Source organism: Nocardia sp. NPDC059154, assembly GCF_042755705.1.
Taxonomy (GTDB): Bacteria; Actinomycetota; Actinomycetes; order Mycobacteriales; family Mycobacteriaceae; genus Nocardia.
In genome coordinates this window covers 35,614-56,194 of record NZ_JBHZCS010000030.1, presented here as the reverse complement: position 1 = coordinate 56,194, position 20,581 = coordinate 35,614, and the positions used below count along the sequence as shown (strand labels likewise).

At 70.9% G+C, this 20,581-nt stretch carries 14 protein-coding genes; 5 read left to right on the top strand and 9 right to left on the bottom strand.

The features are described 5' to 3' along the window. Positions 1 to 143 precede the first annotated feature (143 nt). The 5 genes from ACFXN1_RS25165 to ACFXN1_RS25145 all read right to left on the bottom strand — a co-directional run bounded on the left by ACFXN1_RS25165 (position 144) and on the right by ACFXN1_RS25145 (position 8,950). Positions 144 to 3,347: a translation initiation factor IF-2 N-terminal domain-containing protein gene (locus ACFXN1_RS25165; RefSeq protein WP_379442985.1), complete on the bottom strand. Its 3,204-nt coding sequence runs from the start codon at positions 3,345 to 3,347 to the stop codon at positions 144 to 146. A 552-nt stretch (positions 3,348 to 3,899) separates the two neighbouring features. Continuing rightward, positions 3,900 to 4,316, bottom strand: coding sequence for a nucleoside-diphosphate kinase (gene ndk / locus ACFXN1_RS25160; protein ID WP_354834836.1), 417 nt, complete (start codon positions 4,314 to 4,316; stop codon positions 3,900 to 3,902). 85 nt (positions 4,317 to 4,401) lie between these two features. Beyond that, the gene (locus ACFXN1_RS25155; protein WP_379442984.1) at positions 4,402 to 4,809 is read right to left on the bottom strand and encodes a DUF4233 domain-containing protein; all 408 of its coding nucleotides are present in this window, start codon (positions 4,807 to 4,809) and stop codon (positions 4,402 to 4,404) included. Further along, a complete protein-coding gene (locus ACFXN1_RS25150; RefSeq protein WP_379442987.1) occupies positions 4,806 to 6,176 on the bottom strand; it encodes a bifunctional folylpolyglutamate synthase/dihydrofolate synthase in 1,371 nt (456 codons plus the stop codon). Before ACFXN1_RS25150 ends, ACFXN1_RS25155 begins: the two co-directional genes overlap by 4 nt. 74 nt (positions 6,177 to 6,250) lie before the next feature. Next, positions 6,251 to 8,950 (bottom strand): valine--tRNA ligase, encoded by a 2,700-nt coding sequence (locus tag ACFXN1_RS25145; protein ID WP_379442982.1) that lies wholly within the window; start codon positions 8,948 to 8,950, stop codon positions 6,251 to 6,253. Positions 8,951 to 9,274: 324 nt separating this feature from the next. Between ACFXN1_RS25145 and ACFXN1_RS25140 the strand changes: the two genes are divergently transcribed. Together ACFXN1_RS25140 and ACFXN1_RS25135 are read left to right on the top strand one after the other, a co-directional pair. After that, a complete protein-coding gene (locus ACFXN1_RS25140; RefSeq protein WP_379442980.1) occupies positions 9,275 to 9,910 on the top strand; it encodes a class I SAM-dependent methyltransferase in 636 nt (211 codons plus the stop codon). A gap of 213 nt (positions 9,911 to 10,123) precedes the next feature. Next, positions 10,124 to 10,492, top strand: a complete 369-nt coding sequence (locus ACFXN1_RS25135) for a hypothetical protein (RefSeq protein WP_379442979.1) — start codon at positions 10,124 to 10,126, stop codon at positions 10,490 to 10,492. A gap of 115 nt (positions 10,493 to 10,607) precedes the next feature. Here the strand turns inward: ACFXN1_RS25135 and ACFXN1_RS25130 are convergent, their stop codons facing one another. Further along, entirely contained in the window at positions 10,608 to 11,534 is a 927-nt protein-coding gene (locus ACFXN1_RS25130) for a diacylglycerol/lipid kinase family protein (protein ID WP_379442978.1), read from the bottom strand. Then, the gene (locus tag ACFXN1_RS25125; RefSeq protein ID WP_379442986.1) at positions 11,531 to 13,108 is read right to left on the bottom strand and encodes an FAD-binding oxidoreductase; all 1,578 of its coding nucleotides are present in this window, start codon (positions 13,106 to 13,108) and stop codon (positions 11,531 to 11,533) included. The genes ACFXN1_RS25130 and ACFXN1_RS25125 overlap by 4 nt, the downstream gene beginning before the upstream one ends. 128 nt (positions 13,109 to 13,236) lie before the next feature. Here ACFXN1_RS25125 and ACFXN1_RS25120 point away from each other — a divergent pair, with 128 nt between their 5' ends. Together ACFXN1_RS25120 and ACFXN1_RS25115 are read left to right on the top strand one after the other, a co-directional pair. Next, positions 13,237 to 13,839 (top strand): TetR/AcrR family transcriptional regulator, encoded by a 603-nt coding sequence (locus tag ACFXN1_RS25120; RefSeq protein ID WP_379382530.1) that lies wholly within the window; start codon positions 13,237 to 13,239, stop codon positions 13,837 to 13,839. A 48-nt stretch (positions 13,840 to 13,887) separates the two neighbouring features. Next, positions 13,888 to 15,426 carry a glycerol-3-phosphate dehydrogenase/oxidase gene (locus ACFXN1_RS25115; RefSeq protein WP_379442976.1) on the top strand — a complete coding sequence of 513 codons (1,539 nt, stop codon included), beginning with the start codon at positions 13,888 to 13,890 and terminating at the stop codon, positions 15,424 to 15,426. Positions 15,427 to 15,471: 45 nt separating this feature from the next. On the opposite strand, the gene ACFXN1_RS25110 is transcribed toward ACFXN1_RS25115, so the two are convergent. Continuing rightward, positions 15,472 to 15,882 carry a hypothetical protein gene (locus ACFXN1_RS25110; protein WP_379442975.1) on the bottom strand — a complete coding sequence of 137 codons (411 nt, stop codon included), beginning with the start codon at positions 15,880 to 15,882 and terminating at the stop codon, positions 15,472 to 15,474. Between the two features lie 207 nt (positions 15,883 to 16,089). Between ACFXN1_RS25110 and ACFXN1_RS25105 the strand changes: the two genes are divergently transcribed. Next, a complete protein-coding gene (locus tag ACFXN1_RS25105; RefSeq protein ID WP_379442974.1) occupies positions 16,090 to 17,385 on the top strand; it encodes an FHA domain-containing protein in 1,296 nt (431 codons plus the stop codon). Positions 17,386 to 17,428: 43 nt separating this feature from the next. Here ACFXN1_RS25105 and ACFXN1_RS25100 read toward each other — a convergent pair whose 3' ends face one another. Next, entirely contained in the window at positions 17,429 to 20,521 is a 3,093-nt protein-coding gene (locus ACFXN1_RS25100) for an FAD-dependent oxidoreductase (protein ID WP_379442972.1), read from the bottom strand. Between the last annotated feature and the right edge of the window lie 60 nt (positions 20,522 to 20,581).

Genomic DNA, 20,581 nt, shown 5'->3' with positions numbered 1-20,581 from the left:
GGAGTGAAAAAAGCCCCACGCACCCCCCCCCCCCCCCCACCCCCTTCCCCCCCCCCCCCCCTTGTTTTTTTTCTCCCCCCCCAAAGACTCCTTTCCCCCCCCCGGCTTTCTTTGTCCCCCCGGGTCCGGCTGACGGGAGCCGGCTAGTTCTCACCCTCCGGCGCACCGGCGGGACGGCCCGCGGCCCGGCGACGCGGGCGGGACCGCGGCGGCACCGCGGCGGGAGCCAGGTCGTCCAGGTTGAAGCCCGGCTTGTCGGACTGATCCGCGCTGGAGAGCACGAACACCGCGCCCTGGCTGTCGGCGGCCGGGGCCGAGGCCGTGCGCGCCACCCGGCGACGGGTGGGACGACGACCGGGCTGCGCTTCCGCGGCGGCCACGGCGGCGACGGCCGCGTGGGCCTCTGCGATCGGCGATTCCGTTGCCACGGGCTCGGACTCGACCACGCTGGTGTCCACGGCGGGCGCGGTGCCGTTGGTGGCCGGCACGGTCTCGACCGCCGCCTCCTCGGTGGCGGTCTCGATCTCGGACACCGCGCGTTCGGCCAGGGCGGCCTCCGCGGCGGCGTTCTCGGCCTCGCGGACGATGACGGACTCGGCGGCCGCGACATCGGCCACGCTCACCGATTCACCCTCGGCCAGCACCGCATTCGCGGCATCGGCAGCCGCGAGGGCGTCCTCGTCCGCCGCGTGCACGGCCTCCTCGGCGGCGTGCGCGGCCATGGCCACGGCGACCGGGTGGGCGCGCTTGGCCGCGGCCTGCTCTGCCTTGACCTCGTGCTCCTCGGCCTTCTCCTCGACCACCGGCTCGACGACCGGGGCCTCGGCGGCGGCCGCGCTGCGGTCCTTGCGGCGACGGCGCGAACCCTCGCGACGGCTCACACCCTCGCCGCTCTCCCCGGCCGGAGCCGACGACTCGACGGGGTAGTTGTGGACCAGGATGCCGCGGCCGTGGCAGGTCTCGCAGGTGGTGGAGAACGCCTCGACCAGGCCGGTGCCCAGCTTCTTGCGGGTCATCTGGACCAGGCCCAGCGAGGTGACCTCGGACACCTGGTGGCGGGTGCGGTCCCGGCCCAGCGCCTCGGTCAGGCGGCGCAGCACCAGATCCCGGTTCGATTCCAGGACCATGTCGATGAAGTCGACGACGATCATGCCGCCGATATCACGCAGCCGCATCTGGCGCACGATCTCCTCGGCCGCCTCCAGGTTGTTGCGGGTCACGGTCTCTTCGAGATTCGACCCGCCCGACCCGGTGAACTTGCCGGTGTTGACGTCGATGACGGTCATGGCCTCGGTGCGGTCGATCACCAGGGTGCCGCCGGAGGGCAGCCACACCTTGCGGTCGAGCGCCTTGGCCAGCTGCTCGTCGATACGCAGGGAACCGAACACGTCCACGCCGTTGTTCTCGTGGCGCTCGACCCGGGCCAGCATGTCCGGGGCGACCGTGCGGACGTAGTTCTCCACCGTGGTCCAGGCGCGCTCGCCCTCGATGACCAGCTTGGAGAAGTCCTCGTTGAACAGGTCGCGGACCACCTTGACCAGCAGGTCCGGCTCTTCGTACAGGGTCTTGGGCGCGCCCGAGCCGTTCTTGGACTGCTCCTCGATGGTGCGCCAGGTCGCCTGCAGCCGTTCCACGTCGCGGGCCAGCTCGGCCTCGGAGACACCCTCCGACGCGGTGCGGATGATGACGCCCGCGTCCTGCGGCACGATGTCGCGGAGGATCTCCTTGAGCCGCTTGCGCTCGGTGTCGGGCAGCTTGCGGGAGATACCGGTCGAAGTACCGCCCGGCACGTACACCAGGAAGCGACCGGCCAGGCTGATCTGCGTGGTCAGGCGGGCGCCCTTGTGGCCCACCGGATCCTTCGAGACCTGCACCAGCACGGTGTCACCGGGCCGCAGCGCCTGCTCGATCTTGCGCTCCTTGCCGCCCAGACCGGCGGCCTCCCAGTTCACCTCACCCGCGTACAGCACGCCGTTGCGGCCGCGGCCGATGTCGACGAACGCCGCCTCCATCGACGGCAGCACGTTCTGCACCTTGCCCAGGTACACATTGCCGACCATGGACGCCGACCCCGTGGAGGTCACGAAGTGCTCGACCAGGATGTTGTCCTCGAGCACGGCGACCTGGGTAGTGGAGGTGGGGTGCTCGGAGAAGTGCTTCTCGCGCACCACCATCACCCGGTCCACCGCTTCGCGGCGGGCCAGGAACTCCGACTCGGTCAGGATGGGCGGCCGCCGGCGGCCGGCCTCGCGGCCGTCGCGGCGGCGCTGGCGCTTGGCCTCCAGGCGGGTCGAGCCGCTGATGCCCTGCACCTCGTCCACCTGCGCGGCGCGGCGCTTGCTGCGCGGCTCGCGCTCGTGCACGACGGTGTTCGGCGGATCGTCGTCGGCGGCCTCGGGCTCGTTGTCGTCTCCGCCCTTGCGGCGGCGACGGCGACGGCGGCGACGGCTGCTCGAGCCCTCGGGCACGGCCGCGCCCTCGTCCTCGTCCTCGGCGACGTCGGTGTCGGCGGATTCGGCCGACTCGTCGGCCTCGCCCTCGGGCTGCTCGTCGCCCTCGGCCTCATCGGTGTCGTTGTCGCCGTGCTGTTCGCCACGACCGCGGCCGCGACCCCGGCGACCCCGGCGGCGACGCCGCGAGGTGCCTTCACCGCGCTGGTCGCGGTCCTGGTCGCCGTCCCACTCGCCCTCGTCCTCGGTGTCCTCGGACGCGGCTTCCTCGGTGACGGCCTTGGCCTCGAGCTCCTGCTCCTCGGCGACCTGCTCCTCGGCCCGGGCCTTGCGACCGGCGCGCTCGGCGCGGCGCTGGCGGCGGGCGTCCTCGGCCGCCGCGGCATCCGGCGCCTGGAACAGCGGCGCGGCCACCACGGCGGACGGCTGGTACTGGACCGGCTCCTCGAGCAGCGGCTCGGTCTGGAACGGGCTCGCGAACAGGGTGGTCTGCTTGACCGCGGGCGCGGCGCCCGCGCTGTCCTCGACGGCCTCCACCTCCTCGGCGGCGATCTCGTCGGCCGCCCGGTCGTCGCCGGCGGCGATGGCCGCGTCGACGGTGGCCTCGGCGATCGGCTCGGGCCCGGCCGGGGCAGGTTCGACGAGCTCGACGTCACGCGGGCCGAAGGCGTCACGGACGGTTTCGGCGACGGTGCGGTCCAGACTCGATTGCGGGCTTCGCGCCTGCGCGCCCATCTCGGTCAGGTGGGCCAGAATACGTTTGCTGGTAGTGCCCAGCAGCTTCGCCAGTGCGTGCACTCGGATCCGTTCCGGCAATTGTTCGGCAGCCGGGGTGATCTGAGCGCCCTCCCCTTGACCGTTGCTCTGCGATGCTTCCAGCGGCTCTTGATCGGCCACGAAATCTCCTCGGGGCCCCCGGGCGCGTTCCTCCGAGGAGCGACGCGGCCGACGCGGGGGCGCTGTCTTGTTGGCCTCACGCCCAGGGGCGCGAGATCGTAAGTCTTCGCGCCGCGTGCCCCGTTATCACCAATATCTCGTCGTTCGGGCTAACAGGTCACGTGGCGCCTGGTTTGGTTTGGCTCAACTCCGTGTCACGAGCGTTCATCCAGCGTGCCTGCCCGGCGGCCGAGTCTTGGAAGCCGTCGGCGGCAGCGATGATCGTCCGTCGCTCCGCGGTGTCAATTCGAAGGTGATCGGCACCTGCCGCAAACGGCCGGCGTCGGTCACTTCCAGAGCCAGTATCCCACACCACGCCGGGGCGTCGTGCCCGCGCGGCCCGGAGCGGGTCTCGCGAGTCTCACGCGGACCGCGCCGCATCCGACCGGTGTGCGGAGGAGGGCCGCCCGCCCGCGCCTGCCTTCCGGGGCGCAGGGGCGGACGGCTGCCTCTGCCTTCGGGGTCTCCCCCAGACCTATCGAGTGTGTGCGGGGAGCGGTGCCCCGCACGGGTTCAGAGCGCGAATTCCGGGAACCAGAGCGAGATCTCGCGCTTGGCGGACTCGGGCGAGTCGGAGCCGTGCACGAGGTTGTACTGGGTCTCGAGAGCGTAGTCGCCGCGGATGCTGCCGGGGACGGCCTTCTCGACCGGGTCGGTGCCACCCGCGATCTGACGGAACGCGGTGATGGCGCGCGGGCCCTCGAGCACGGCCGCGACCACCGGGCCGGAAGTGATGAATTCGATGAGCGATCCGAAGAACGGGCGCTCGGCATGCTCGGCGTAGTGCACGGCGGCCAGCTCGGGCGAGACGTTCACGAGCTTCAGCGCCGCGATCTTCAGACCCTTGCGCTCGATCCGGGTGATGATCTCCCCGACGAGGCCGCGGGCCACGCCGTCGGGCTTGATGAGTACCAACGTCTGCTCAGTCACGCCGCAACCTTAACCGGCGGTCACTCAGCAGGAAAAACGCAGACCGGGACGGATGCCCCGGTCTGCGTGGATTGTCGGGAAGTATTCAGGCTCCGGACGTGCGCTGGCTGGGCAGCTGGCCCGCGTTCATCCGTTTCTGCACATCGGAGCGCAGGAACAGGATGAAGGCCCAGACGGCGACGAAGACCACGCCGATCACCAGGATCGACAGGTGGATGAAGCCGCCGAGCAGCAGGGCCGCCTGCAGGGCCAGGTTGAACGGGATGGCCCAGGGCCGGCGCTGCAGGCCGGCGCCCAGGAACATGACCACGGCCAGGCCGACCACGTAGAGGACGGACCACCAGCGCAGGCCGCCGCCGACCGCGCCGATCACCGGCAGCGCCAGCAGCACGGTGATGGCCTCGAGGACCAGGGTGCCGGCCATGACGCCGCGCAGGCCCTTCCACGGGTCGGTGGCGGGCGGCGGGACGTCGGGCGTGGCGTCGGAGGTCATGCGGGATCCTTTCCGAACAGGCTGCGGGCGGCCCCGGCGGTGACGACCGAGCCGGTGATGACTATGCCCGCACCGGAGACCAGTTCGCCGTCCTCCCCACCCTCGGCGAGGGCGATGGCGGTCTCGATGGCGTCGGCCAGGTCGTGGGCGACGGCCACGCGTTCGTCGCCGAAGCGCTGGACCGCGAGGTTGGCCAGGTCGTCGACGGGCAGGGCGCGCGGGGAGCCGTTCTCGGTGACGACGATCTCGTCGAAGACCGGTTCCAGGGCGTCGAGGATGCCGCTGGCGTCCTTGTCGCCCAGCACCGCGATCACGCCGACCAGTTTGCGGAACTCGAATTCACTGGTCAGCGTGGCCGCCAGGGCCGCGGCACCGTGCGGGTTGTGGGCGGCGTCGATGAAGATGGTAGGCGCGCTGCGCATGCGCTCCATCCGGCCGGGGCTGACGGCGGCCGCGAATCCGGCTCGTACGGAGTCGATGTCGAGCTGCCGGGACGCGCCCGCGCCGAAGAACGCCTCGACCGCGGCCAGCGCCAGCACCGCGTTGCGGGCCTGGTGCTCGCCGTGCATGGGCAGGAAGATCTCGTCGTAGACGCCGCCGAGCCCCTGCAGCTCCAGCATCTGGCCGCCGATGGCGACGCGACGCGACAGCACCTGGAACTCCGCGCCCTCGCGGGCGACCGCCGCGTCGACCTCGACCGCGCGGCGCAGCAGCACCTCCATGGCCTCGGGTTCCTGCTGGGCGATGACGGCGACGGTGTCGCGCGGGACGAGTTCGTCGGCGGGGGCCTGCTTGATGATCCCGGCCTTCTCCCCCGCGATGGAGGTGAGGTCGGGGCCCAGATAGTCGATGTGGTCCAGCCCGATCGGGGTGATGACGGCGACCTGGCCGTCGATCACATTGGTGGCGTCCCAGCGACCGCCCATCCCGGTTTCCACCACGGCCACGTCCACCGGCGCTTCGGCGAAGGCCGCGTAGGCCATCCCGGTCAGCACCTCGAACTTCGACATGGCCGGGCCGCCTACGGCTTTCGACTGCGCGTCGATCATCTCCACGTATGGCAGCAGTTCGCGGTAGATCTCGACATAGCGCCCGGGCGTGATGGGCGCGTTGTCGATGGCGATGCGCTCGGTGGCCAGCTGCAGGTGCGGGCTGGTGATGCGCCCGGTGCGCCGGTGCAGCGCGGTGAGCAGCGAGTCGATCATGCGGGTGACCGACGTCTTGCCGTTGGTGCCGGCGACGTGGATGGCCGGATACGACTGCTGGGGCGAGCCCAGCAGGTCCATCAGCGTCGCGATGCGGGTGAGCGACGGCTCGATCTTGGTTTCCGGCCAGCGCTGGTCGAGTTCGGCCTCGACCAGCGCCATCTCGGCCAGGTCCACCGGCGAGGTGCCGCTGCTCAGCGGGGCTCCCTCGGCGTACTGACGCTCCGGTTCGTCGTTCACTGGGCCGCCAGCTTGGCGATCTCGGCGAGGCGGGCGGTGATCCGCTCGACGTCGCCCTCGGCGATCTCCTTGCGCGCCTTGATCTTCGCGACCACGTCCTCGGGGGCCTTGGCCAGGAACGCCTCGTTGCCGAGCTTGCCGGTGGTGCCGGCCAGTTCCTTCTGGGCGGCGGCGAGGTCCTTCTCCAGGCGGCGGCGCTCGGCGTCGAGGTCGACCGTGCCGGAGGTGTCGATCTCGACGGTCACCGTGGCGGTGCTCAGGCGCACCTCGAGCGAGGCGGTGGCGGCGAAGCCGTCACCGGCCGGGGTGAGCTTGGCCAGGTTGGCGATACCGGCCTCCTGGGCGAGCAGGTCGGCGGTGTCGATGCCGTTGAGCTTGGCGGCCACCTTCTGGCTGTCGGCCAGGCCCTGGTCGGAGCGGAAGCGGCGGATCTCGGTGATCAGCTTCTGGGTGTCCGAAACCCGGCGGGCCGCAACCGCGTCGGCGGTGGCGCCGGAGACGGCCGGCCAGGCGGAGATGACGATGGACTCGCCCTCGGCGCCGTCGGTGAGGGCCTGCCACAGCGTCTCGGTGACGAACGGGACGGCCGGATGCAGCAGGCGCAGCACGGCGTCCAGGACGGTGCCGAGCACCAGGCGGGTGCTCGCCGCGCGCTCCTCGGACTCGGCGAACTGCACCTTCGCCAATTCCAGGTACCAGCTGCAGAATTCGTCCCACGCGAAGTGGTACAGACCTTCGAGGGCCTTGCTGAACTCGTAACGGTCCAGGGCCGCATCGACTTCGGTGACGACCTCGTCGAGGCGGTCCAGGATCCAGCGGTCGGTGTCGGTGAGGCTCTCGCGCGCGGGCAGTTCGCCCGGCTGCGCGCCGTTCATGAGCGCGAACTTGGTGGCGTTGAACAGCTTGGTGATGAAGCTGCGCGAGGCCGTCACGTGCGGGGTGCCGACCGAGAGGTCGCCACCGGGCTGCGCGCCGCGGGCGAGGGTGAATCGGGTGGCGTCGGCGCCGTATTCGTTGATCCAGTCCAGCGGGTCGATGCCGTTGCCGCGCGACTTGGACATCTTCTTGCCGAACTCGTCGCGAATCAGGCCGTGCAGGAACACGTCCTGGAACGGGACCTGCTTCTGGTTCGGGTCCTTGCCGACGGTGAGCACCGAGTCGTCGGAGACGAACATGCCGAACATCATCATCCGGGCGACCCAGAAGAAGAGGATGTCGTAGCCGGTGACCAGCACGCTGGTCGGATAGAACTTGCTCAGCTCGGGCGTCGCGTCCGGCCAGCCCATGGTGGAGAAGGGCCACAGGCCCGAGGAGAACCAGGTGTCGAGCACGTCCGGGTCCTGGACGTAGCCCTCGGGGGCCTGCTCGTCGGGTCCGACGCAGACGATCTCGCCCTCGGGGCCGTACCAGATCGGGATGCGGTGACCCCACCACAGCTGGCGCGAGATGTTCCAGTCGTGCATGTTGTCGACCCACTCGAACCAGCGCGGTTCCTGGCTGGCGGGGTGGATCTTGACGTCGCCGTTGCGGACCGCGTCACCGGCGGCCTTGGCGATGCCCTCGACCTTCACCCACCACTGCATGGACAGGCGGGGTTCGATGGGTTCGCCGGAGCGCTCGGAGTGGCCGACCTGGTGGATGTAGGGATACTTGCGCCCGACCAGACGGCCCTCGGCCTCGAGCCGCTCGCGGATCTTGAGCCGGGCCTCGAAGCGGTCCATGCCGTCGAATTCGGTTCCGCTGTCGGCGATCTTGCCGGTCTTGTCCATGATGGTGGGCATGGGCAGGTTGTGGCGCAGGCCGAGCTCGAAGTCGTTGGGGTCGTGCGCCGGGGTGATCTTGACCGCGCCGGAACCGAATTCGGGGTCCACGTAGTCGTCGGCGACGATGGGGATCTGGCGGCCGGTGATCGGGTGGTAGATCGTGGTGCCGATGAGGGCCTGGTACCGCTCGTCGTCCGGATGCACCGCGACGGCCGTGTCACCCAGCATCGTCTCCACCCGGGTGGTGGCCACGATCACGTGCGGCTCATCGTCGTTCAGCGAGCCGTAGCGCAGGGAGACGAGTTCGCCCTCGACCTCCTTGTGGTCCACCTCGAGGTCGGAGATGCCGGTCTGCAGCACCGGCGACCAGTTCACCAGGCGCTCGGCGCGGTAGATGAGGCCCGCGTCGTAGAGGCGCTTGAAGATGGTCTGCACGGCGCGGGAGAGCCCGTCGTCCATGGTGAAGCGGTCGCGGCTCCAGTCCACGCCGTCGCCGAGGCGGCGCATCTGGCCCTGGATCTGGCCGCCGGATTCGCGCTTCCAGTCCCAGACCTTGTCGACGAACAGTTCGCGGCCGAAATCTTCCTTGGTCTTGCCGTCGACGGCGAGCTGCTTCTCCACCACGGTCTGCGTGGCGATGCCCGCGTGGTCCATGCCGGGCAGCCACAGCACCTCGAAGCCCTGCATGCGCTTGCGGCGGGTGAGCAGGTCCATGAGGGTGTGGTCGAGGGCGTGGCCCATGTGCAGGGTGCCGGTGACGTTCGGCGGGGGCAGCACGATCGAGTAGGCGGGCTTGGCGCTGCCCGGGTCGGCGGTGAAGTAACCGGCGGCTACCCAGCGCTCGTACAGGTCGGCCTCGACATCGCTGGGGTTCCAGCTCTTGGGGAGGGCATCGGCACGATTACGCGGGTTCTCAGAGGCTGCGCTGGTCACCGGTCGATTCTAAGGGCTGGGATTATCGCCGAACGACCGGGTTTTTCCTAGGCCCGATTTACCGCCGGAGGGAGCCCGGATGGATAGCCGAAGGGCGAGGCTTCCGACGGATGAGGGACACCGGAAGCCTCGCCCTCGGTGGTCAGCCTACCGCCGTTTCGGGCCTCCTTCCCGGATCCAAAGGCAATTCTCAGGTTCTGGCCCAAATGGGCCAGGGTAGACCAGATTTCGTTGCATCGACGTTGCGTCCGCCGCATTGTTTTCGCGTCGTGACAAGCGCATTGCGAGGTCCCGGCGGAGCGACCGGCGGGTAACCTGTCGAGCATGAATCCGATTGTCTCGCGGGTGATGTCGACGGTCGCCGGGCAGCTGGGAAATCCGCACGGAGTGCTGGGCAAGGGCGTGGCGCGCCTTCTCAATCGCGGTAACCGGCCGATGATCGAGGCCGCGGTGGCGGCGACCGAGGTGGCCGCCGGTGACGCGGCTGCCGATATCGGATTCGGCGGGGGCATCGGGCTGACCCTGCTACTGGGCCGGATCGGGTCCAGCACGGTGACCGGTGTCGAGCTCTCTCCCGACATGCTGGCGCGGGCCCGATCGGAGTTCGCGGCAGACGTCTCGTCCGACCGTCTGCGCCTGGCCGAGGGCTCCCTCACCGAGCTCCCGTTCCCGGACGCCGCCCTGGATGCCGTGATCACCTGCAACACCATCTATTTCGTGCCGGATCTGGATCGCGCCTGCACCGAGCTGGCACGTGTCCTCGCCCCCGAGGGCCGCTTGGTGATCGGCATCGGCGACCCGGACGCCATGGCGAAAATGCCTTTCGCCCCATACGGATTCACCCTCCGCCCGGTCGCCGAGGTGCAGGATGCGCTGGAGCGGGCCGGGCTGACCGTTGATCACCAGTTGCTGCCGCGGAAGCCGATTTCTGGACACCTGCTCATCGCACGCCCGTCCTAGTCGGCGCTCCGACCGCCTGTCGCATTTGCCCGGTCAGCGCATGTGAGCTGAATCACTTTTGCAAGCTGGAGTGGCATAAATCACTCGAGCCTTGCCATGGTTACCTGCGGTGATGTGTTCTGGCTACCCGGCTGGATCCAGCCGTCACAGTTCACCGCAGTAATCGATACAGCTCCGCAGGACATCTCTCCCGCCGCTGGAAAGCGAGTCATCATGCGTGTTCGAACCTTTGCTCTTGCCGCGGCCGCCTGCGCGGGGCTCGGTCTGGCCGGATCGGCCGGGGCCGGAACCGCTTCCGCCGCAACCCCGTTCGTGATTCCGCAGATCAGCGCGGCGGGGGTGGAGCTCGATCACGGTGAGACGCAGGCCCTGGCCGAGAGCCCGATTCCGGCGCTGATCGACCGGTATGCGCCGCATAATGCCGTGATCTTGGGGCTGCAACCCGATTCGACTCTCATCGAGAACGGCCATGCCGTGTTCGCGGATATGCCCGCGGTCGTCGGTGAGGCCGCGGCGCATCCCGACGGCTCGGTGGATGTGGTGCTGAGCCCGAAAGGTTTGGGCGTCTTTCAGGTCTGGTGACAATTCCAGCCCGCCTTCCTCCGACCCCATATGACAAACGCGCCCCATGCCGAAAGACATGGGGCGCACTGCTTTTGCCGGATCGACCGGACGCGGTCGGGCGGTACGGCAGGGGTCAGGGGACCAGCACGTCCAGGGCGCCCCGGGCGGCGCGGAAGTGCGCGGGGAGCAGTCCGGCCGGGTCGCCGTCGGCGGTGGCGGGCGCACCGGGAGCGGTCAGGCGGATCTCCCGGGCCTGGTACCGGGCCGCGGCGGGATGGTCGATGGGCTTGCCGGAGGACAGGGTCGGGAGCAGGCGCAGCATCTCCAGCCGGGACATGGCCCCGACCACGGTCAGGTCCAGCAGGCCGTCGTCGATGAGCGCGTCGGGGCAGATGAGCATGCCGCCGCCGTAGGTGCGGGTATTGCCCACGGCGACCATGACCGCGTCCAGTTCCAGGACGGTGCCGTCCGGATGGTCGGGTGAGCCGGTCAGTTCGATGCGATAGGGCACGGCCAGCTTGCCCGCGAGTTCGAGCAGGGCGGCGACGGTGTAGCGCATCGGGCCGTTGGGCCAGCGGAGAGCGTTGGCGCGCAGAGTGACTCGCGCGTCGAGGCCGGTGCCGGTGACGGTGGCGAACCAGAGGGCGCGGCCCGACTCCTCGGTTTCCACGGTGCCGAGATCGATGGCGCGGGTCCGGCCTCCCACGACCGTGGCCACCGCGGCGTCGGTGTCGTCGGGGACGCCGAGTTCGCGGGCGAGGTCGTTGCCGGTGCCGCCGGGGATCAGGCCGAGGGGGACGCCGGTGCCGACCAGGGCCTGCAGCACCACGCCGACCAGTCCGTCGCCGCCCGCCGCCACCACGGCGTCGGGGCGGGCGTCCGGGTCGGCCAGCGCCTTGCGCACCAGCCGTTCGCTCTCGGCGGCCGACTCGCCGCGGATCTCGGTGACCTGGACGCCGCGGGCGGCGAAGCGGTTGGTCGCCTCCACGGCGACCAGCGCGCCCTTGCCGTGACCGGACAGCGGATTGGTCACCAGGGCGATGGAGCGGATCGTTGTCACGGAATCAGCTTCCCAGGGTTGAGGATTCCGGCGGGGTCGACGGCGTTCTTCACCGCGCGCAGCACCTGCACACCCAGATCGCCGATCTCGTCGGTCATCCACGGCCGATGGTCGGCGCCCACCGCGTGGTGGTGGGTGATGGTGCCGCCCGCGGCCACGATGGCGTCGCCCGCGGCACGCTTGGCAACGGCCCACTGCGCGATCGGGTCCGCGGCCTGCTTGCCGACGACGGTGAAGTACAGCGACGCGCCGGTCGGGTAGGTGTGCGAGATGTGGCACATGACCAGCGCGGGGGTGCCCTGGGCGGTGAGCGAATCGGTCAGCGCCGCGGTCACCTTCGCTTTGAGGTTGGCGAGATCGGCCCAGCTGGTGGCGGTTTCGAGGGTCTCGCAGAGCACGCCCACGTCCAGCAGCGCATCGCGCAGGTAGGGCGCGGCGAAGCGGCCGTGTTCCCATTCCCGTGCGGCTGTTTCACCGAGCGCGGTGCCGCCGGCGGCGGCCAGCAGGGCGGCGGCCTCGGCACTGCGGGCGGCCACGTGCGCGGCCGTGCCATCGAAGGTGGTGACCGCGAGGCAGCCGCCGACGGGCGCGCCGCCGATGTCCCCGGCGCGGGCCAGGTTCAGGCCGGTCTCGGCCTCGTCGGACAGGCGCATGACGGTGGGGGCGGCGCCGGCCTGGATGACGGTGCGCAGCGCATTGGCGCCGGTGGCGAAGTCGGGGAACGACCAGGCCTGGTAGCCGGTGGTTTCCGGGACCGGGTGCACGCGCAGGGTGACGCTGGTGATGATGCCGAGGGTGCCCTCCGAACCGGAGAACAGTTCGCGCAGGTCGGGCCCGGCGGCCGAGGCGGGCGCGCGGCCGAGGTCGAGATCGCCTGCGGGCGTGGCGATCCTGAGCCGCTGGATCATGTCGTCGAAGCGGCCGTAGCCGGCCGAGGCCTGGCCCGAGGAGCGAGTGGCCGCGAAGCCGCCGATGGTGGCGTATTCGAAGCTCTGCGGGAAGTGGCCGAGCGAAAGGCCCTGGCGGGCAAGCAGTTCCTCGGCCTGCGGGCCGGACAGGCCCGCCCCCAGAGTGGCGGTACCGCTGACCGGATCGACGTCGGTGAGGCTGTCGAGGCGGCGCAGATCGAGGGCGACGACGGCCGGGAAGCGGCCGCGCGCGGGATCCAGGCCGCCGACCACGCTGGTGCCGCCACCGAAGGGCACGACCGCGATGCCCGTGGCGGAGCAGTACTTCAGCAGCGCGAGGACCTGGTCGTGATCGGCGGGGAAGACGACGGCGTCGGGCGCGTCCTGTTCGCCGGCGGCGCGGCGGCGCAGCAGGTCGGGAGTGGATTTGCCGCCGGCGTGCAGCAGGCGGTCGCGATGGTCGATCGACAGGTGCTCGGCTCCGACCACCGCGACGAGCCCGGCGTGCTGTTCCGGCGTGAGCGCCGAGGCGCGCAGCGGCACGTCGCCCTCATCGCGACGGGTCACCGGCTCACCGGACACCCCGAAAACCTGTGCGAGCAGTCCCCGAATCTGCTCGGACAGTGGTTTGTGTCCGGACGGGGAGCCCCAGGCGTCCCACACCATACTCGCGCGAACCTGCGGCTCGCCCGGGTTTTCCGTGGACGCGGCAGCTGCTTGTGTGTCGACCATGCGTTACAGTCTGACATAGAATGTCAAGCAGTAACGACAACTACTCTCCGGTGGAGGCAACCATGAGTTCGACCGAACCATCCTCCGCCGTCGATCGGGCCATCCTCGACGCGGCACGCGCCTGCGTGGCCGAATTCGGCGTCCGGCGCACCACCCTGACCGAGGTGGCCCGCCGCGCCGGCGTCAGCCGGCCGACGGTGTACCGCCGCTGGCCCGATACCGGGTCCCTGGTGGCGGACCTGCTGGTGCGGGAACTGCGCGAGATCATCACCGACACCGCGCCCAGCACGGGCAGCGCGCGCGAGCGGCTGGTCGGGGCCATTGTCGGCGGCGGCGCGGTGATGCGCCGGAATCCCCTGTTCGCCAAGATCTTCCGCGCCGACACCGACATCATGCTGACCTACGTGTTCGAGCGGCTGGGCCGCAATCAGCGCGCCCTCATCGACCTGTTCGCCGACGCCATCCGAGAAGGCCAGGCCGACAACTCGATTCGCGCCGGGGATCCCGGGCAGCTGGCCGCCATGCTGCTGCTGATGGCGCAGTCAGCGGTCCAGTCGGCGACCGCCTTCGCGCCGGTTCTGGACGGCGACCACCTCGACACCGAACTCGCCTACGCCCTGCACGGCTACCTGACCCCCACCGGCACCTCACCGGGGACCGAGTAGCTCCACATTCTCGACAACCGACAGCGGCACTGATCGAAAGGCCTTCCCATGACTTCGAATACGGCTCGGCCCGGCTCGTCGCTCAACGCGGCACGGCGGCGGCGGGAGCTGTCGGCACTCGGTGACGACGCGACCATCGACGTGCTGGTGATCGGTGGCGGCATCACCGGTGTGGGTGTCGCGCTCGATGCCGCTGCGCGCGGGTTGCGGACGGTACTGGTGGAGAAGCACGACTTCGCGTTCGGCACCAGCCGCTGGAGTTCCAAGCTGGTGCACGGCGGGCTGCGGTATCTGGCCAGCGGCGGGGTCGGGATCGCGCACGAGAGCGCGGTCGAGCGCGACATCCTGCTCACCCGCACCGCGCCGCATCTGACCCGGGCGCTACCGCAGGTGGTGCCCTTGCTTCCGAGTATCGGTGCGGCGCAGAAGATGCTGGTGCGCACCGGCTTCCTGGCCGGCGACGTGCTGCGCCGGGCGGCGGGGACCCCGGCTTCGGTGCTGCCGCGGTCGCGGCGGGTGGCGGCCGCCGAGGCGCTGCGGCTGGCCCCGACCGTTCGCCGGGCCGGGCTGCGCGGTGGACTGCTGGCCTGGGACGGGCAGCTGGTGGACGATGCGCGGCTGGTGGTGGCCATCGCCCGCACGGCCGCCCGGGAGGGTGCGACGGTACTGACCCGGGTCGAGGCCATGAATGTCACCGGCGGGAAGGCCACGCTGACCGACACACTCACCGGCGAAACCCTGGACGTGACAGCGCGTTCCGTCGTGAACGCCACCGGAGTCTGGGCCGATCAGGTGGATTCGAGCATCGAACTGCGGCCCTCGCGCGGCACGCACCTGGTGTTCGACGCCGCCGCGTTCGGCGGCCTCACCGCCTCGCTGACCGTACCGATTCCGGGCAGCACCAGTCGTTTCATCTTCGCGTTCCCGGCCGCGCACAACCGGGTCTATCTGGGTCTCACCGACGAGGAGGCCCCCGGCCCGGTGCCGGACGTCCCGCACGCCACCGACGGCGAGATCGACTTCCTGCTCGACACCGTGAACACGGTGCTGCGGGAGCCGTTGCGCCGCAGCGATATTCGCGGCAGCTTCGCTGGCCTGCGGCCGCTGCTGCGCACCGGTGACGACAGCACCGCCGACATCTCGCGTGAGCACGCCGTGCTCACTTCCCCCACCGGCGTCATCACCGTGGTGGGCGGCAAGCTCACCACCTACCGGAAGATGGCCGAGGACGCGGTGGATGCCGCGGTAGCGCATGCGCACCTGGCCGCCGCACCGTGCCGCACCCGCAGCCTGCCCCTGGTGGGCGCGGTGTCCGGCGCGGCCCGCGATGCCATCCAGGCCCCGCCGCGCCTGGTCGAGCGCTACGGCAGCGAGGCCGCCGAGGTGCTCGCGCTCGCGGAACAGGATCCGGCTCTGGCGGCCGAGGTGGCGCCCGGCATGGACGTCACGGCAGCCGAATTCGCCTTCGCGGTGGCGGCCGAGGGCGCGCTGGACGTCTCCGACCTGCTCGACCGGCGCACCCGGATCGGCCTGGTCGCCGAGGATCGCAAGGCCGCGGAACCGGCCGCGCAGGCCGCTTTCGAGTAGGGCCGGGCAGCCCACCGCCGAGAGAATTGTTCCGTTCGGTGGTGCCTAGTTGGCGACGCCGCAGCCGGAGCCGGTCGGCAGGCCGTTGCCGACCTGGATGTCGACGTACGGGAAGACGTCCTGCCCGTCGGGGCGGTGCTGCCAGACCTGCAGGCGGTGCGGTCCGGCGGTGACGGGCGTCCACCGGGTCTGGGCCAGCGCGCCGGAGGGAGTGGCGTAGGCGAAGGGAATCCCGTTGTCGTAGAAGACGACCGGGGTGACCGGGTCGTCGACGATGCCGTCGATGTCGTAGCTGCAGCCGGTGCCGTAGTTGGTGGCCGAGCCGAAGCTGATGCCCGGGTCGATGCCGACCCGGGTCGCGGTCGCGCCGACGGGCGCGGCCAGTCCGGCGACGGTCGCGAGCGTGGCGCAGCCGATCGCGGCGGCGGTGGTGGTCCTGATGATCGTGCCCCTCATGGTTCGGTCCTCATCGGTGACGCCGGAGCCGGATGCACCGGCACGATGCCTCGATCCTCGCGCCCGGATCCCGGCCAGGGGCGGCATTCCCGCAAACCGGTGGACGCGTGTCGCCGGTCGCCCCGTCGGGATCGGCCGTATGCCCGCGCCGCGGAACGGTCCTATGCTTGGCTGCGATGTTGTGGGCGCCGGGAGAGGGAGGCGCGGATGGGTCGGATTCCGACGACGGTCGGGTTGATACCTGGGGCAGGACTGGTCGCCCGCTTCGGGAATGTGGTCATTTTCCTGCACGGTGAAAGTCCGTCCACGGAACGGATTATCGGTGCGGCGGAGACCGCGGCGAGCGCCGCGGATCCCGGTGTGGCGATCGCGCAGCGGCTGGCGGCGACCGTGTTCACCAGCAGTTCCGCACAGCCGCCGGCCTTCGGGGTGGTCGCGCCGACGGCGGGCGGGATCCTGATCCTGCTGCGCGGCGCGGTGACCGCCGCGGTCGACGGGCCCGAGGGCGCCCGCCTGCTGTCCGGGGAACGCGCCCTGACCTGGGCCGACGAAATCGTGCGCGATCCGATCCGGCGGCTCACCGTGGTCGCCGACGGCGCGGGCAGCGAACTGCCGCACACCGATCTGCGTGCCGGAGTCGTGGTGGGCGGCGGTTTCGTCCTGCACGCCCCGGTCTCGGGACTGACGGCCCCGCGCGCTGGCGAGACCCCGCCGAAAGCCGCGCCGGAGTCCCCTCCGGTCGCCGACCTCACCCGCCGGGCCCCGACCCCGACGCCCTCCCATACGCGTTTCTCAGGACCCATCCCGGCCCCGAGCGCGGAATCTGCTGCCGGACAGCAGGTTTCCCCGAATCCGCCGGAGCCCGCCGCCGAACCCGTGAATCCCCGCAATGCCGCCACGACTCCGGCTCCGGGCTCACGGCTCGCGGGTGACTCCGGTCCGGATCAGCCTGCGCCGGCGCTCGACAAGCGGGTGCGGATCGAGGCACAGGCCGACTCCGGACCCGATTCCGGCCGTCCGGCCGGGCGAAAGGATCGCCTCGCCCCGGAGGATCAACCACCGACCGCGGCGTACAGCCCGGGCGCCGAAGACATCGGCGAGCCCGGAACCCGCGCCACCGCCGGGCCGCAGCCGCCCACAACCTCTGCCATGGCTGCGGCAGGTGGGGCGCTCACCAGCACCGAGGGCGCGGTGTATCCGCTGGATCGCCCGTATGTGATCGGGCGGGACCCGATGATCGACGAGGCGGTGCGGCGGGCGGTGGCCTCGCCCATCGTGATCGCCCGGGATCGGCACGTGTCGCGGGTGCACGCGCGGGTGTTCGTCGAGAACGGCCTGGTGTACGTGCGGGACGCGGGGACGCCGGGCGGGACCTTCGTGGCGGCTCCCGGTGCGGCGGACTGGGTTCGGGTGGGGCAGCGGCCGACGGAGTTGAAGGCCGGGTGGAGCCTGCGCATCGGCGAGCGGATCCTCACCTATCGCACGGCGCAGGCGGCCCCGTAGGTCGCAGTGCCGACCAGGTTGCTACTGCGCAGGACATCCCGCACTACTGCAATGCGGACCAGTCCCCTCGCTGTAGGGCATTCCGGGCCGCCCCCGGTATCGCCTTCCGGGCGCGGACGGCCTGCTGCGCGGCGGCCACATCGGTGGGGTGATGGCCGAGCACGATCGCCCCGACCGCGCGGTCGCCGGAAATGACCAGCCGCCGATAGGACCGCCGGGGTGATTCGTCCACCACGATCACCTCGTCGCGCTGTCCCGGCTCGACCTGCCCGATGCTGAACAGCTCCAGGCCGACTCCCTTGAGGATGGTGGCGGGCGTCTCCGCGGTCAGCACCTGATCGCCGCCGAGCGCGTTCACCGCCGCGGCCTGCGCCTGTTCGGCGGCGATGGGCCACAGGCCGAGCACGCGGTCGCGATGTTCGGCCACGTCTCCGGCCGCGTACACGTGCGGCACGGCGGTGCGCATGCGGTCGTCCACGAGAATGCCCCGCCGCACCGGGATTCCGGCGCGGGCGGCCAGGTCGGTATCGGGGCGGATGCCGGTGGCGGTGAGGAATACCTCGCACGGCAGCACCGTCCCGTCCTTCAGGACCACGGACCGGACCGGATCGGAGTCCCGGCCGGGCCCGCGCGGACTGCCGGGTGCGACCGCCCTGGAATCGGCGGTCAGCGCGGCGGTCTCGGCCCGGTGCCGGACCTCGATCCCGGCCCGGGTGAAGTGGTCCAGCACGATGGCCGATGCCCGCGGATCGAGCTGCTTGCCGAGCAGCCGCGGACCGCGCTCCAGCACGGTGACGCGTAATCCCAACTGGTGCAGGGCATATGCGGCCTCGAGACCGAGCAGACCACCGCCGGCGACCACGGCGCGGACGCAGGACCGCTGCTGGGCGTACGCGCGAATGGTCATGGCGTCCCCCGCCTCGCGCAGCACGAAGCTGCCGGGCCGGTGCAGTCCGGCGATCTCGGGCAGCGCGGCGGACGCACCCGTCGCGAGGATGAGCCGGTCGTAGGGCAGGACGTCGCCGGTGCCGAGGTGGACCCGCTGTGACCGCGGATCCAGGTGTGTGGCAAGGGTATTGAGCCACGGCGTGATGCGGTGGTCCTCGTACCACTGTTCGGGCAGCAGGTGCAGGCCCTGCATGGCGGACCGGCCGGGTATGAGGCGGGAGATGCCCATGCGGTTGTAGAAGTCGTGGGATTCCCGGCCGACCAGGTGGATTTCGCAGTCGGGATGGCCGCGGCGCAGGAAGTCGGCGGCGGTGACGCCCGCGATGCCGGTGCCGATGACGACCAGGCTCATCAGGGAGCGATCGAAGTGGGCGGGGCGGTCGCCGGTGCCGCGCCCGGGCTCGGGGGTGAGCGAGACCCGGACACCGTCGCCGTTCAGGCGGGCACAGCACGCCATGCGGGTGTTCTCGGCGAATCCCAACCGGCGCAGGGTATTCCGTTCATCGCCCGTCGGTTCGCAGAGCTGCTCGCCACCCGCGAGGACTGCGACCGGGTCGGCGCCGCAGACGCCCATGCGGCAGCCCGACTCCAGGGGCAGGTTCGCCTGCTCGGCGAGGTCGAGGAGGCTCACGCCGAGTTCGGCGGCCACGGTCCGGCCGTCGAAGTCCACCGAAGCCGCTGGGGCGGTGGCATTGTCGTCGTCGGCGCGCGGCCGCGGGAAGGGCAGCAGGACGGGTTCGGTGCGGGCGCCGGTGCTGAGCGCGTACTGGAGTTCGCTGACCCGGGTGCGGGCCAGGAACAGCAGGGTCGCGGCCAGTACGAAAAAGCTGATCGGCCAGCGCAACCAGGCCACGCCGCCGACACCGGTGATGGTGGTGAACGAGCCGAGCAGCACCGGTCCCGCGAACCAGTAGAAGCCGTTGAGCGCCACCACCGCGTACACCGACGACAGCATGGCCGGGCTCACCCCGGTCAGCGCCTCGACGGCGAAGTAGACGCCCACCGCGACCAGCAGCACCAGGCCCAGCGTCAGATACCGTTGCGGCACCGGCACTCCCGGATATCCGGCCAGCACCATGAACCCGAGCACGAATCCGGGCAGCGCGGCGGCGAACAGCTTGCGCGGCGCGCTCCAGCCACGGTCCGGATCGGCCATATCGGCCTGGTAGGCGGCGCGCGGCTTGAAGTCGAAGCAGTTCTTGGCGCAGCCCACGCACGGGCGGCAGTGATTGTTGGCGATGGCGACGAACGGCGTCTGCCCGTAGGCGCGCTGCAGCGGGAACAGCGGGCAGATGCTGCTGCACCAGCCGCTCTTGCCCTTGAACACGACACCTCCGGTGAATGCGGCCAGCAGGACCGCGGACAGCACGAGACCCGTGGCGACGCCGCTGCGGTCCAGGCCCGCGAGGCGCGATCCGGCGATGCCGAAGAACAGGGCGACCGCGATCAGATAGCCGCGCTGCTGCAGCCAGGCCGGCGGCGTGAGCGCGCGGGTGAAGCGGAACAGCCGCGGCAGCTGATTGGTGGCGGCCAGCGGACAGGTGTTGCGCCACAGGCCCGGTGCGATGAGGAAGAGTCCGGGCAGCAACGGGACGACGATCCTGAAGAAGACGAACAGGCCACCCGCGGGCCGCACGAACAGCGTGACGATGAGCGCCAGGTAGGCAGTGATGCTCAGGAAGCGCGCCGCCTGCCAGACCGGCAGCGGTATCCGGCTCGGCAATTCGGTGAAGGCGGGGAACAGGTTTCGCTCGCCGGTCGGGTCGAGGCCGAGGATCCGGTTGGCGAGGGCCACCCAGCGCGCGGGCGTCGGCTCGCCGCCGGGCGGGCGGGGTATCGCGCCCGACGGACCGAGCACGGTCTCGGAGGGGACTTGCTCGTCCGGTTCGCCGGTCGGGGTGTGCAGCACCAGGATCTCGCTGCGGCCCAGGCGCACCACGTCACCGGTGACGAGTTCGCGCCGACCGGTCAGGGCCACGCCGTTGACGGTGGTGCCGTTGCGGCTGCCCAGGTCGACCACGGACAGGGCCGTCGGGGTGGGCACCAGCCGCAGGTGCTGCCGCGAGACCCCGCCGTCGGCCAGCACCTCGTGACTACCGTCTCGCCCGAAGACGACGGGCCCGTCCAGCAGCCGCCGCCGTGCGGGCCGTCCCCATTCCCGAATCTCGATGACCGGCCGCCCCGCCATGTTCGCGCCCCTTCCCCGGCGCAGTCGTCGATCTCGCTGCGCTCGTGCGTATATCGCCGG

Coding starts and splice junctions, on each gene's coding strand:
- ACFXN1_RS25100 (WP_379442972.1), bottom strand. CDS start 20,521: ATGGCGGGGCGGCCGGTCATCGAGATTCGGGAATGGGGACGGCCCGCA.
- ACFXN1_RS25150 (WP_379442987.1), bottom strand. CDS start 6,176: ATGGCGCTGGTCGAGGCCGAACTCGACCAGCGCTGGCCGGAAACCAAG.
- ACFXN1_RS25115 (WP_379442976.1), top strand. CDS start 13,888: ATGACTTCGAATACGGCTCGGCCCGGCTCGTCGCTCAACGCGGCACGG.
- ACFXN1_RS25120 (WP_379382530.1), top strand. CDS start 13,237: ATGAGTTCGACCGAACCATCCTCCGCCGTCGATCGGGCCATCCTCGAC.
- ACFXN1_RS25155 (WP_379442984.1), bottom strand. CDS start 4,809: ATGACCTCCGACGCCACGCCCGACGTCCCGCCGCCCGCCACCGACCCG.
- ACFXN1_RS25105 (WP_379442974.1), top strand. CDS start 16,090: ATGGGTCGGATTCCGACGACGGTCGGGTTGATACCTGGGGCAGGACTG.
- ACFXN1_RS25110 (WP_379442975.1), bottom strand. CDS start 15,882: ATGAGGGGCACGATCATCAGGACCACCACCGCCGCCGCGATCGGCTGC.
- ACFXN1_RS25140 (WP_379442980.1), top strand. CDS start 9,275: ATGAATCCGATTGTCTCGCGGGTGATGTCGACGGTCGCCGGGCAGCTG.
- ACFXN1_RS25125 (WP_379442986.1), bottom strand. CDS start 13,108: ATGGTGTGGGACGCCTGGGGCTCCCCGTCCGGACACAAACCACTGTCC.
- ACFXN1_RS25135 (WP_379442979.1), top strand. CDS start 10,124: ATGCGTGTTCGAACCTTTGCTCTTGCCGCGGCCGCCTGCGCGGGGCTC.